Origin of the sequence: Mesorhizobium sp. M0408 (assembly GCF_040321495.1) — a bacterium.
In the GTDB taxonomy this organism is placed as follows: domain Bacteria; phylum Pseudomonadota; class Alphaproteobacteria; order Rhizobiales; family Rhizobiaceae; genus Mesorhizobium.
The window spans coordinates 102,809-115,907 of the sequence record NZ_JAMYRO010000003.1 but is presented as its reverse complement, the minus strand read 5'-3'; the positions used below and the strand labels follow the sequence as shown (position 1 = coordinate 115,907).

General features: G+C 64.6%; 11 protein-coding genes and 1 riboswitch. Of the genes, 6 read left to right on the top strand and 5 right to left on the bottom strand.

Translation table 11 applies throughout. From position 1 onward, the window contains the following. Nucleotides 1–24: 24 nt before the first annotated feature. A complete protein-coding gene (locus NKI67_RS04565; RefSeq protein WP_352454884.1) occupies nt 25–927 on the bottom strand; it encodes a DMT family transporter in 903 nt (300 codons plus the stop codon). A 320-nt stretch (nt 928–1,247) separates the two neighbouring features. Here NKI67_RS04565 and NKI67_RS04560 point away from each other — a divergent pair, with 320 nt between their 5' ends. Together NKI67_RS04560 and NKI67_RS04555 are read left to right on the top strand one after the other, a co-directional pair. After that, nucleotides 1,248–2,546 carry an adenylosuccinate synthase gene (locus tag NKI67_RS04560; RefSeq protein WP_352644548.1) on the top strand — a complete coding sequence of 433 codons (1,299 nt, stop codon included), beginning with the start codon at nt 1,248–1,250 and terminating at the stop codon, nt 2,544–2,546. Nucleotides 2,547–2,618: 72 nt separating this feature from the next. Beyond that, a complete protein-coding gene (locus NKI67_RS04555) occupies nt 2,619–4,289 on the top strand; it encodes a hypothetical protein (RefSeq protein WP_352644546.1) in 1,671 nt (556 codons plus the stop codon). A 33-nt stretch (nt 4,290–4,322) separates the two neighbouring features. Here the strand turns inward: NKI67_RS04555 and NKI67_RS04550 are convergent, their stop codons facing one another. The 4 genes from NKI67_RS04550 to NKI67_RS04535 form a co-directional block, all read right to left on the bottom strand. Further along, the gene (locus tag NKI67_RS04550; RefSeq protein ID WP_352450813.1) at nt 4,323–4,622 is read right to left on the bottom strand and encodes a CcdB family protein; all 300 of its coding nucleotides are present in this window, start codon (nt 4,620–4,622) and stop codon (nt 4,323–4,325) included. Next, nucleotides 4,622–4,864: a type II toxin-antitoxin system CcdA family antitoxin gene (locus NKI67_RS04545; RefSeq protein ID WP_254816484.1), complete on the bottom strand. Its 243-nt coding sequence runs from the start codon at nt 4,862–4,864 to the stop codon at nt 4,622–4,624. The genes NKI67_RS04550 and NKI67_RS04545 overlap by 1 nt, the downstream gene beginning before the upstream one ends. A 68-nt stretch (nt 4,865–4,932) precedes the next feature. After that, the gene (locus NKI67_RS04540; protein WP_352644544.1) at nt 4,933–6,753 is read right to left on the bottom strand and encodes an ABC-F family ATP-binding cassette domain-containing protein; all 1,821 of its coding nucleotides are present in this window, start codon (nt 6,751–6,753) and stop codon (nt 4,933–4,935) included. A 15-nt stretch (nt 6,754–6,768) separates the two neighbouring features. Beyond that, nucleotides 6,769–7,413 (bottom strand): thiamine diphosphokinase, encoded by a 645-nt coding sequence (locus NKI67_RS04535; RefSeq protein ID WP_352644542.1) that lies wholly within the window; start codon nt 7,411–7,413, stop codon nt 6,769–6,771. A 127-nt stretch (nt 7,414–7,540) separates the two neighbouring features. After that, nucleotides 7,541–7,655: riboswitch (TPP riboswitch) on the top strand. Nucleotides 7,656–7,698: 43 nt separating this feature from the next. Here NKI67_RS04535 and thiB point away from each other — a divergent pair. The 4 genes from thiB to NKI67_RS04515 all read left to right on the top strand — a co-directional run bounded on the left by thiB (nt 7,699) and on the right by NKI67_RS04515 (nt 13,095). Next, nucleotides 7,699–8,712 carry a thiamine ABC transporter substrate binding subunit gene (thiB, locus tag NKI67_RS04530; RefSeq protein WP_352454878.1) on the top strand — a complete coding sequence of 338 codons (1,014 nt, stop codon included), beginning with the start codon at nt 7,699–7,701 and terminating at the stop codon, nt 8,710–8,712. A 251-nt stretch (nt 8,713–8,963) separates the two neighbouring features. Then, complete coding sequence (gene thiP / locus NKI67_RS04525) at nt 8,964–10,583, top strand: thiamine/thiamine pyrophosphate ABC transporter permease (protein WP_352454877.1); 1,620 nt, start codon at nt 8,964–8,966, stop codon at nt 10,581–10,583. Beyond that, entirely contained in the window at nt 10,580–11,371 is a 792-nt protein-coding gene (thiQ, locus tag NKI67_RS04520) for a thiamine ABC transporter ATP-binding protein (protein ID WP_352454876.1), read from the top strand. Before thiP ends, thiQ begins: the two co-directional genes overlap by 4 nt. Before the next feature lie 254 nt (nt 11,372–11,625). Continuing rightward, nucleotides 11,626–13,095 (top strand): M48 family metalloprotease, encoded by a 1,470-nt coding sequence (locus NKI67_RS04515; protein WP_352454875.1) that lies wholly within the window; start codon nt 11,626–11,628, stop codon nt 13,093–13,095. The last annotated feature ends 4 nt before the right edge of the window (nt 13,096–13,099 follow it).

Genomic DNA, 13,099 nt, shown 5'->3' with positions numbered 1-13,099 from the left:
GGTGGAACGTCGCGGCAAGCGACTTCATTCAGCAGCGGATGCCGCCATCTTCCGTCCGCTGTATTCGGCGAGGCTGATGCCACCGAGCACCAGCGCGAGAGCCAGCGCCTGATAGAGCTGGAATGTCTCACCGACAATCAGCACCGATAGCAGCGTACCGAAGATCGGCACCAGATTGATGAACAGGCCGGCCCGGTTGGCGCCGATCAGCTCGTTGCCCCTGATATAGAAGATCTGCGAGATGACCGAAGCACCGATGGCGGTATAGAACGCGACCGCCCAGCCGCGGGCATCGGGGACGATGACCTTGCCGGCGGCAATCTCCCACAGGAAGAAAGGCAGCGATGTGACGAGTGCGGCAACCGACAGCGCCAGCATCAGGCTCTGCCAGCGGATGACCGGCTTCAGCCGCAACCCCACCGAATAGAAGGAGTAGCAAAGCACGGCGACCAGCATGATCGCGTCGCCGAAGTTGAGATCCAGCTTGAGAAGCTGGCGCAGGTCGCCATGGCTCGCCGTCACCGCGACGCCAATGATGGTCAGCACGACGCCAGCTATCTGCACCCGGTTCACCCGCAGGCGAAACAGCACGAAATTGGCGATGATGATCACGATCGGTATCGCCGCCTGCTCGATCGAGACGTTGATCGCCGTCGTGTAGTTGAGCGCCGTATAGAAGATCGCATTGAAAAAGGCGAAGCCGCAAGCGCCGAGCCCGCCAAGCAGCAACCAGTGCCTGCGCACCACCGGCCAGTCTTGGCGTAGCGTTCCCCAGCCGATCGGCAGCAGGATCAGAACCGCCAGCAGCCAACGCAGGAAGACCAGCGTCATCGGCGAGATATGACCGACCGCCAGCTTTCCCGCCACGGAGTTGCCGCCCCACAGCAAGGTGGTGAACAGCAGGAACAGATAGGCGGCTCGATGCATCGTGAACTCCCGGCCAGGCAGAGGGAATTTGACGGTCGGTGTGGGCCTATTGCGACCGCCAGCCCAAGTAAATGATGTCAAAGGCGAAAATTGTTGTGCCTCGGAGCGTTTTGGGCGGCAAAGAGTGGTCGCGCTCGCCGGGTCTTGACGCTATAGAGCGACGTGCGTGCAATTGGACGCTACAAAGTACGCGTCGGAAGGCTTTAATCTCGCGTCGTGCTTTTCCGAAAATCGATTCCGATTTTGGGGGCCGATGCGATAGAGGCCTATCGTTTCGAATTGTTCAAGCTGCTCGGGCGGCGTCTCAAGGGAAAAGAAATATGGCCAATGTGGTGGTCGTCGGCTCGCAATGGGGCGATGAGGGCAAAGGCAAGATCGTAGACTGGCTGTCGGAGCGCGCCGATGTTGTCGTGCGCTTCCAGGGCGGCCACAATGCCGGCCACACGCTGGTCGTCGACGGCAAGGTCTACAAGCTGTCGCTGCTGCCGTCCGGCGTGGTGCGGCAAGGCAAGCTTTCCATCATCGGCAACGGCGTCGTCTTCGATCCGCACGCTTTCGTCGCGGAGGTTGCGAAATTGAAGGCGCAGGGCGTCGAGGTGACGCCAGACCGCCTGAAAATAGCCGAAAACACCGCGCTTATCCTGTCCTTGCACCGGGAGCTGGACGGATTTCGCGAGGACGCCGCTTCCAATTCCGGAACGAAGATCGGCACGACCCGTCGCGGCATCGGTCCCGCCTATGAAGACAAGGTGGGCCGGCGCGCGGTCAGGGTGATGGATTTGGCGGATTTGGAAACGCTGCCCTTGAAGGTCGACAGGCTGCTGACGCACCACAATGCGCTGCGGCGCGGGCTCGGCCATGCCGACGTCACGCATGAGGCGATCATGAGCGAGCTGATCTCGGTGGCCGACGAGATCCTGCCCTATATGGACCGCGTCTGGAAAATCCTCGACGACAAGCGCCGCGCCGGCGAGCGCATCCTGTTCGAGGGCGCGCAAGGCACGTTGCTCGACATCGACCACGGCACCTATCCGTTCGTCACCTCGTCCAATACGGTTGCCGGTCAGGCCGCCGCCGGGTCGGGTGTTGGGCCGGGCGCCATCGGCTATGTGCTCGGCATCACCAAGGCCTATACGACGCGCGTCGGCGAAGGCCCGTTTCCAACCGAACAGAAGAACGAGATCGGCCAGTTCCTGGGCACGCGCGGCCATGAATTCGGCGTCGTCACCGGCCGCAAGCGGCGCTGCGGCTGGTTCGATGCCGTGCTGGTCCGCCAGGCCGTCGCCGTCAACGGCATCAAGGGCATTGCGCTGACCAAGCTCGATGTGCTCGATGGGCTGGACGAGATCAAGGTCTGTACCGGCTACCGACTCGACGGCGAGGCGATCGATTACCTGCCGGCCAGCCAGGGTGCGCAGGCCCGCGTCGAACCGTTCTACGAGACGCTGGAGGGGTGGAAAGGCACCACTGCCGGCGCGCGCAGCTGGAACGACCTGCCGGCCCAGGCGGTGAAGTACGTCCGCTACATCGAAGAGCTGATCGGCGCGCCGGTCGCACTCCTTTCCACCAGCCCTGAACGGGACGACACGATACTTGTGACCGATCCGTTTCAAGACTAGTTTCTCAGCCTTCCGGGCATTGCGGCTGATTTGCGGGGGCCGGCCCAGAAACAAATGCAGGTCGACTGACGTATGGTAGATTTTGTTCCTATTCTGAAAAAGGCGCTCGATAAACTCGGTGAGCCGTCGGCGGAAGTGCGCGCCAGGGTCTATGACAGGGCCCGTTCGTCAATCGCGAAACAACTCGCAGAGAAGGCCACGATGACGCCTTCCGATGTCGACCGGCAGATGCGTGCACTGGAAGACGCCATCGCCAAAGTCGAGCGGGACTATGCCAAGCCTGCGCCGCCACCCGACCCGCTGGCGGAACTGGAGGACATCTTCTCCTCCATCGACCGCAACAAGAACCAGTCCAGCCATATCCGACAGCCAGCAAAGACGGAGCCGGCATGGCAGCCGGCCAAGACCGAGCCGGCAAAGACCGGGCCGGCCTGGCAGTCCACGCCCGCCAAGGCGGCGCCGAACTGGCAAAAGCCGCAGCCCGTCGCTCTTTCTCAGGAGCGCGCTGGTCCGCCGCCGTCCGATATGGATCTTCCGACGGCTGACGGCCAAGACGGCGTTTTTCGGGGCGACGACTTTTCCAACGGCGGCGGCCCCGCGGAGGACAGGTTCCAGCGGCTCCATCCTGCCGAGCGCAGGCGCAGCTATGGCGGTGTGATCGCCGCCGCCATTGCCTTGCTCGTCATTGCCGGTGGTGGCTATGGCATCTGGCTGAACAAGGATGCGTTCGGCAGCATGCTCGGCCTCGACTCGACCAAAGCCGTCGCCACCGAACCGCTGGTAAAACCGGCCCCGGCCAAGCCGGTGGCCGATGCGGCCGTACCGGCCGCCGCGCCTCCGACGGAGGCCGGCGAGGGCGCGAAGTTCACGCAGCGCCTGACGCCCCAGGGCCACGAAGTCGATCCCGGCCCCGCGGCCGGGCAGGTGGGCATCGGCGAAGGCGAATCCGTCGCCGCACTGACCACGCCGCCATCGGCCGCACAAGCGCCGACCACCCCGGCACCCGCCGCGCCGGCACCGGCCGCACCCGCCGACACGCAAGCCAAGGCCAATGCTCCAGCAGTCGATGGGTCCGCTGCACCAACTCCCGCAACGCCGCCCGCCAACGGGGCAGCAGCGCCTGCAGCGGCCGCCCCGCCGCCCGCACCGGCAGCGGCACCAACGGCAGTTCCGCCGCAAGCCACGTTGGCCGTCGGCCAGAAGGCGATCTTCTACGAGGAGCGCACCAGCACCGCTCAAGGCTCGGCCGAGCCCGGCAACATCGTCTGGTCGCTGGTGCAGGAGTCGCCCGGCGGCGACCTGCCGCCCGAGCCGGCGATCCGCGCCGAGGCGACCATTCCAGGCAAGGATATCCAGTTGCGCATGACGATCCGTCGCAACACCGACCAGACGCTGCCGGCCAGCCATATTATCGAAATGATCTTCCTGACGCCTGACGGCTTCGAGGGCGGCGGCGTCGACAACATCCTGCGTGTCGCCATGAAGGGCTCCGAGCAGGATGCCGGAAGCCCGCTGATCGGCATCCCGGCCAAGATCGCCGACGGTTTCTTCCTGGTTGCGCTCAACGATACCAAGGCGGATGAAGACGCCAATCTGACCTTGCTCAGAGGTCAGGACTGGATCGATGTGCCGGTCGTCTACAAGACCGGGCGGCGGGCGCTGCTCACCATGGAAAAGGGCATTCCAGGCGAGAAGGTGTTCGACGAGGCGCTGAAGGCCTGGCAGACTAAGACGGCGGGGTGAAGACGGTCCGCCACCGCGAAGCTCCCCAGCAGTTCAGAAGCCCTGGAACAGCATATCGAGCGCGGCCACGATCTCGTCGTGATGCCTCGTCAGATTCAGTCGGCTCTCGCCCAGTTCCGTCGCCGCAACCGTGGCGATCAAATGGGTGGCCATGACCAATTTCCGACCATTGATCTCGAAAATCGGATGGAGCTTTCGCATTGGTGATGGCGCCATAGCAGCCGGCAGAAGCGGGACGACCACCCGGGTCTTGAAATGGTCGAGCAGATCGGCCTGGACGTCGAGGAGATAGCCGCCTTCGATGCTACCCGCGAAGACGTCGTAGCGCGCCATCAGAATTGCCGATGTTCTGCCAGCGGAATACCGTGTTTTTCGACATATTCGTTCCACGCATCTATCGTCGCGCGGTTCTCAAGCTTCCACAGCCGCGTCTTTTCGGCGGCCACGGCCTCGGCGATGCCGGCTTCAGCGGCGCGCGAGACATTCACATCGAGCCCCTTGGCTTCCTTCATGAGCTTTGAGTCGATCGACAGATTTGCCGGCTGGCGAACCGCATTCACAGCTATCTTGCGCATGATCACCTCCACAGTATGCGCATAACATATGCGCATTCCTCTCTAGTCGCAATGACAAGGGTCGCGAATTACCCCTCCATCTCCTCGCGCAGCATTTCCAGTTCCAGCCATTCCCCCTCGAGCGCTGCCAGTGTGACGCGCTCCTTGTCGAGCGCGGCAATCGTCTTCTGGAACGAGGCCGGGTCGCGCTCGTAATAGGCCGGATCGGCGATGTTGTTCTCCAGCCGCGAGATCGAGGCCGACACCGCCTCGATCTTCTTGGGCAACGATTCCAGCGCGAATTTCTGCTTGAACGACAGTTTCTTGGCCGGGCCCTTCGGCGCGGCCGCTTCGCTCCTGCTTGCCGCCATCGCTTCACCGGCTTCTGCTTTTGGCCGCCCCCTGCGGTCGTCCAGCCTGGTGCCGCCGCGCTGCGCCAGCATGTCGGAATAGCCGCCGGCATATTCGATCCAGCGGCCGTCACCATCCGGCGCGATGATGCTGGTCACGGTGCGGTCGAGGAAATCGCGATCGTGGCTGACCAGGATCACCGTGCCGGCAAAACCGGCGACCAGTTCCTGCAGCAGCTCCAGCGTCTCCATGTCGAGGTCGTTGGTCGGCTCGTCGAGCACAAGCAGGTTTGCCGGCCGCGCCAAAACGCGGGCGAGAATCAGCCGTGCCCGCTCGCCGCCCGAAAGCTCGCGCACCGGCGTGCGCGCCTGTTCCGGCTTGAACAGGAAGTCTTTCATGTAAGAGACGACGTGGCGCTGCTCGCCATTGATGACGAGGTTCTCGCCGCGCCCGTCGGTGAGATACTGCGCCAATGTCTCCTGCGGGTCGACGGCTTCGCGCTTCTGGTCGAGCGTGGCGATCTCCAGATTGGTGCCGAGCCGCACCGTGCCTGCGTCCGGCTTCAATTCGCCGGTCAGCATCTTCAACAGCGTCGTCTTGCCGGCGCCGTTCGGCCCGACCAGACCGACGCGATCGCCGCGCTGGATGCGGGTCGAGAATCCCTTGACCACGGTCAGATCGCCAAAGCTCTTCTCGATGTTCCTGGCTTCGATCACCAGCTTGCCGGATTCGGCGGCGTCGCTGGCTGTCATCGTCGCCGCACCCTCGGCGCCGCGATGACCACGAAAGCGCTGGCGCATGGTCTGCAACTCACCGAGCCGGCGCATGTTGCGCTTGCGCCGCGCTGTCACGCCATAGCGCAGCCAGTGCTCCTCGCGCACGATCTGGCGACCGAGCTTGTGCTGCTCGCGCTCTTCCTGCTCCAGCACCGTGTCGCGCCATTCCTCGAAATAGCCAAAGCCCTTGTCGAGACGGCGGGTCTGGCCGCGGTCGAGCCAGATTGTGGCGCGTGACACGCGCTCGAGAAAACGGCGGTCATGCGAGATGACGACCAGTGCCGAGGAGGTGCGGGCAAGCTCCTCCTCCAGCCATTCGATGACCGAAAGGTCAAGATGATTGGTCGGCTCATCGAGGAGGAGAATGTCGGGCTCCGGCGCCATGACGCGGGCGAGGGCGGCGCGCCGCGCCTCGCCGCCGGAGAGGTCGTTCGGCCGTTCCTCGCCGGTCAGGCCGAGATGCTCCATCAGATAGGTGGCGCGGTAGGGATCGTCGGCCGGCCCGAGCCCCGCCTCGACATAGGCGCGGACAGTCGCAAAGCCGTCCATGTCGGGCATTTGCGGCAAGTAGCGCACGGTCGCCGAAGGCTGGCGGAAGACTTCGCCGTCCTGCGGTTCGATCAGCCCGGCGGCGATCTTGAGGAGCGTCGACTTGCCAGAGCCGTTGCGGCCGACCAGGGCGATCTTGTCGCCAACTGAGGCCGTCAGGGCGGCACCGTCGAGCAGCGGCGTGCCGCCAAAGGTCAGCTTTATCCCGTCGAGATTGAGAAGCGGCGGCGCCATGTCAGCTTTCTGGGCTCAGCTTTCCGGAAAAGGGTAGGGATGCGCGAGCAGCAGCGCGCGGCCGCTGGCCAGCGCGATTTCCAGCCGGCCCCTGACCTCGTTGGAAATGGTCAGCGACGAGCCGAACGCAACCTCGACATGGTCGAGCGGCCATTTGGCGCCGGTGACTGTCAGGCCGGCGAGATCCGAAAAGCCGAGCACCGAAAACAGCGTGCCGTCGACATAGTCGAAGCCAGTCTTTCCAGGCAGCAAAGGAGTGCCTTCCTGTGCGCCGCTGGTCAAAAGCACTTCCGTTCCGCCTTCCGCCAGCCGGACGCTCAGCGCCAGATGCAGGAAGATGTGGTCGGTGCGTTTGCCGCCGAAGGCGCCTGCGAGCACAAGGCTGGTCGCACCGCGTTCGAGCGCGGCGGCGATAGCGAGTTCACCGTCGGTCTTGTCCTTTTCAGCGGGAAATACCTGCCGTGGCACGGCGGCCAGATCCTCCGGCAAATCGGCAGGCACCGAATCGAAATCGCCGACCCAGAGTTCCGGCCTCAGGCCCAGCATGCGGGCATGACCGATGCCGGCATCGGCGGCGATGACGCGCGAGCCTTCGACCTGGCGGTCGAGCAGCGGCGTGCGGATGAGATCGCCGCCAAGCAGGATGGTGAATGTGCTCATATCTCGTGGCCCTTACCAGCCCTGCCCCGGAAACGGAAGATGAAACGGCAGACGAAACGGAAGGCTGGGCTTTGGATGCCCGGCAAACTTCCGCTTGCGCAGCACTTCGGCCGGGCCTATGTGTCGCAACGCTCTAACGGGGTGCCGGACGCGATTTTCGCGGACCGGCTGAGAGGCAAGACTGCCAACCCGCTGAACCTGATCCGGTTTGTACCGGCGGAGGGATTAGACGTTTCGGACAGCCCGACGCCTCAATTCCTTTCAACGCGAACGAAGGAGGCGCCGATGCGCAGTTTTTTCCACTCTCTTGTCTCAATTGTCCTGCTTGCGGCATCCGCGCTCGCCCTGCCAGGGCAGGCATCGGCACAGGATAGACTGACGGTCTATACCTATGAAAGCTTCACCGCCGATTGGGGTCCGGGACCGGCGGTGAAGAAGGCCTTCGAGGCCGAATGCAGTTGCGTCGTCGAATTCGTCTCGGTCGCCGACGGCGTGGCGCTGCTCAACCGTGTGAAGCTGGAAGGCGCCGCGACCAAGGCCGACATCGTACTTGGCCTCGATACCAACTTAACCGCCGACGCCAAGGCAACCGGCCTGTTTTCGCTGCACGGCACCGTGTCGGGCGTCAGTGTGCCGGGCGGCTGGAGCGACGATATTTTCGTGCCGTTCGACTATGGCTATTTCGCCGTCGTCTACGATACCGAAAAACTGAAGAGCCCGCCGAAGAGCCTCAGGGAATTGGTCGAGGGCGATGCCGGAGAGAAGATCGTCATCCAGGATCCGCGCACCTCGACGCCGGGCCTTGGCCTGCTGCTGTGGGTCAAGTCGGTCTATGGCGACAAGGCGCCGGAAGCCTGGGCCAAACTCAAGGCGAAGGTGCTGACGGTAACGCCGGGCTGGAGCGAGGCCTACGGCCTGTTCACCAAGGGCGAGGCGCCGATGGTGCTGTCCTACACCACCTCGCCGGCCTACCACATGGTCGCCGAAAACACCGAGCGCTACCAGGCGGCGTCCTTCGAGGAGGGCGAATATCTGCAGATCGAGGTTGCGGGGATCACCACCAAGGGTGCGAAGAACCCGCTGGCAGAAAAGTTCATTGCCTTCATGACCGGACCGAAATTTCAGGATGTCATTCCCGAAACCAACTGGATGTTCCCGGCCGGCAAAACCGACAAGCCGCTCAACCCGGCGTTCGACAAGCTGGTCAAGCCGACCAAGACCTTGCTGTTCAGCCCGGAAGACGTCGCGGCCAACCGCAAGGCCTGGGTCGATGAGTGGCTTGCGGCGATGAGCAAGTAGGGCTCAAGCCTCGTCGGATGTTTGCGCCAAGCCACCCCCCTCTGGCCTGCCGGCCATCTCCCCCTCAAGGGGGGAGATCGGCAGCTTTGTCGCCTCTCCTCGTCCTGCCACTTGTGAGATTGGCGAAGGCGGCTGAGTGCGCAATCTCCCCCCTTGAGGGGGAGATGGCCGGCAGGCCAGAGAGGGGTGGGCTCGGCCATTGCCAGGTATTTCCTTCGATCAACACCTGTCGTAGTGTCGGGTAGCGCGACATGCGTACGCGTCATCCGGCCGATCCCCGCGTCACTGCCGGCATCGTCGCGCTCGCCGCCATCGCGCTGCTGATCGGCGGTGCATTCGCCGGGCTCGTCGTCGAAGCCACACGCGACCTGTCCGGCGCCGCCTCCGCTTTCGATTCCTATCTCTTGCGCGTCGTCCGTTTCACGCTCTGGCAGGCTCTGCTGTCGACCCTGCTCTCCGTCGCACCGGCGCTGTTCGTCGCGCGCGCCCTGTCGCGGCATCCGCGTTTTTTCGGGCGAGGCTTCATCCTCCAGCTTTTCGCCGTGCCGCTGGCGCTGCCGGCCATTGTTGCCGCACTCGGTGTCTTGGCGCTCTATGGCCGCGCCGGCTATTTTGCCGGCACGCTCGGCGCGCTAGGCGGCCAGAGCTGGCCCGGCATCTATGGCCTGTCGGGCATACTCGTCGCCCATGTCTTCTTCAACCTGCCGCTGGCGACGCGGCTGTTCCTGGAGGCGTTGCAGACCGTGCCGGCCGACCAATGGCGGCTGGCGAGCCAGCTTGGCATGGGTGCTGTGCCGGCCTTCCGGCTGATCGAATGGCCGCCGCTGCGTGCGGCCTTGCCGGGCGTTGCCGGGCTCGTTTTCATGCTGTGCATCACCTCCTTCACCATCGTGCTTACGCTCGGCGGCGGACCCAGCGCGACCACGCTGGAGGTTGCCATCTACCAGGCGCTGCGTTTCGACTTCGACCCGGCGCGGGCTGTGACGCTGACCCTGCTGCAGATTGCCCTGACCTTCGTCGTCGTGCTGGCCTTGACGCGGCTCGGCGCCAATATGGTCGGGGATGCCAATCTGCCGGTGGCGCCGCGCCGGTATTTTTCAGCCGGTGCGGCCGAGACCGTGCTGAACGCATTGGCGATCGGGCTGGCACTGCTGTTTGTCGCCGGGCCGATGGCGGCCACGTTGGCAGCCGGGCTTGGCGCCGATCTCGTCCGCCTGGCCGGCGAGAGCGCGGTGCGGCAAGCGACGGCGACCAGTGCCGTGCTCTCCCTCCTATCGGCGCTGCTCTCTGTGGCGTTGTCGCTGTCGCTGGTCATGGCGCGCCGGGCGCTGGCGCTCACCCGGCGGACAGGCCGGCGGACACTGCTCGAACATCTGGCCGACACCGGTGCGGGGTTCGTCCTGGTGGTGCCGCCCATCGTCATCGGCGCCGGCTGGTTCCTGCTCCTGCGCACCGTCGGCGATGTCTTTGCGATCGCCCCTGTCATGGTCGTTGCGGTCAATGCGGTGATGGCGATGCCGTTCGCCATCCGCGCCATCCGCCCTGCCTATGACGCGGCGAGCGAACGCCACGAACGGCTCTGTGCACAGCTTGGTATCTCGGGCTGGAACCGGTTGCGGCTGGTCGACTGGCCGTCGCTACGGAGGCCACTCGCCACCGGCTTCGCTTTCGCCATGGCGCTGTCGCTCGGCGATCTCGGCGTCATTGCGCTATTCGGCAGCGATTCCGTGCAGACCTTGCCCTATCTGCTGCTGGCGCGCATGGGCAGTTACCGCACCGAGGATGCGGCCGGGCTGGCGCTGCTGCTCGGCCTTGTCTGCCTGGCGCTGGTGTTGGCCGCGGACTGGCTGGGAAGGAGCGAGAAATCATGATGCCGATCAGCCCGGAACGGTCCATTTCGGTGGAAAAAGGCGCGGCCGTGCGGCTCGATAATGTCTCGTTCAGCTATGGTGAAACGCCGCTTGTATTCGATGTCGATTTCCCGGCGTCGGAAATCACCGCCATCATGGGGCCGAGCGGTTCGGGAAAGTCGACGCTGCTCAATCTGGTGGCCGGCTTCGAGACGCCGCGGTCAGGCCGCGTGCTGATCGGCGGCGCCGAAGTCAGCACTGCGCCGCCATCAGCGCGGCCGGTATCGATGGTGTTCCAGGAAAACAACCTGTTTGCCCATCTTTCCCTCGAGCAGAATGTCGGGCTCGGCCGCTCGTCTTCGCTCAGGCTGAGCGAGGCTGACCGCGCCGCAATCGCCGCAGCGCTGAAGCGCGTCGGCCTTGCCGGCAAGGAAAGCCGGCTGCCGCGCGAACTCTCGGGCGGCGAGCGGCAGCGCGTCGCGCTCGCCCGTGTCCTGGTGCGCGACCGGCCGGTGTTGTTGCTCGACGAGCCGTTCGCTTCGCTCGGACCGGCACTGCGCGACGACATGCTCGACCTGGTGGCCGACGTCCATTCGGAGCAGCGCATGACGGTGCTATTCGTCACGCACCAGCCGGACGATGCGCGCCGTATCGGCCAAAACATGATTTTCCTGGATGGTGGCACGGTTGCCGCGACGGGCACCGCGGCCGATTTTTTCGTCGGGGCTGGACCGGAGGCATTCCGACGCTATATCGGCTCGGGTCCGTTTGCGGTTGGATCACGAGATGTTGCCCGGAAGCGGACATAATTTATGGTCAAACCGGCGGAAGGCGAAGCGGCGCTTGCTTGCCATGGTCGAGGTAGTGTGGCTAGGTCCGCCAGGAGCTGGTCCGGCCTAGACCGTGATTTGCCCTTGCTGCCTCGTATCTGTCGGACGCACGAAGGACGCCGTAGCACTTGATTTTGCGCGTGATGCTTTCCGGAAATCGCGCCCGATTTTCGCGGTCACGTGCCAGGACTTGAAAGGACGCCGATCTGCCGACCGGCATCGACAATCGGAGGGTGAAACCGCTGGCGCGCTTTCTGGCGCTGGCCGGTCTTGCCGTGGCGCTGGCAAGCTGCCAGATGTTCACGCCTCCCGACGTGCAGGAATCGGGCTTCCAGCCCTCCGACAAGCCGATCACGGTCGACAATGTCGCCGCCAACGGCAAGCTCGCTCAACTGGCGAAGGCGCAGCACCCGCGCATCCTCGCCACCTATGGCGGCGAGTATTCCGACCCCAAGCTCGAGCGCATGGTGGCCAAGATCGTCGGCAGACTGACAGTGGTGTCGGCCAACCCAACCCAGACCTACCGCATCACCATCCTCAACTCGCCCAACGTCAATGCCTTCGCGCTGCCGGGCGGCTATCTCTACATCACCCGCGGGCTGCTGGCGCTGGCCAACGATTCCGCCGAGCTTGCCGCCGTCATCGCGCATGAGATGGGCCACGTTACGGCCAACCACGGCCTGCAGCGCCAGCAGCTGGAAGCCGAGGAGGGGTTGGCGACCAAGGTCGTTTCGGATGTGCTCGGCGACAACCCGACGGCCAAGGCGGCGCTGATCCGCGGCAAGCTGAGGCTGGCCCAGTTCTCGCGCAATCAGGAGCTGGAGGCCGACGCCATCGGCATCAAGTCGATCGGCGAAGCCGGTTTCGATCCCTACGCCGCCGGCCGCTTCCTGCAGTCGATGTCGGCCTATACCGATTTCCGCTCAATCAGCGGCGCTACCGACGCCAGCCTCGACTTCCTGGCGACGCACCCCAACACGCCGCAGCGTATAGACCTCGCGCAGCGCCACGCCCGCCAGTTCGGCGCGCCCGGTGTCGGGTCGCGCGACCGCGATTCATTTCTTGCCGGCGTAGACGGGCTACTTTACGGCGACACGCCGGAGGAAGGCTATGTGCGCGGCGAAACCTTCCTGCACCCTGGCCTCGGCGTGTCGTTCTCGGTGCCCAACGGCTTCGTCATCGACAATTCGGCGGCGGCGGTGACGGCGACCGGCCCGGGCGACATGGCGATCCGCTTCGACGGCGTTTCGATCGACAAGAACCGCTCGCTGACCGACTACATCCGCAGCGGTTGGGTTGCCGGCCTCAACGACAGCAGCGTGCGCCAGGAGACGATCAACGGCAACGAAGCGGCAACCGCGCATGCCGGCGCCGACGGCTGGCAATTCGATATTGCGGTGATCCGCGCCGGCGGCCAGGTCTACCGCTTGCTGACCGCGGCACCTTCGGCCAGCACCTCGCTGAGCACGGTGGCGCGCTCGGTCAGCGGCTCGTTCCGCATCCTGAGTGCTGCCGAGAAGGCGGCGTTGAAGCCACTGCGTATCCGCATCGTCACGGTGCAGCCCGGCCAGACAATGGGCTCCCTGGCCGCACAGATGGTCGGCGTCGACCGCAAGCTGGATTTGTTCAGGGTGCTCAACGCGCTGTCGCCGGGTGCCGCGGTTTCGGCCGGCGACAAGGTCAAGATCGTCACCGACAAATAGCAGC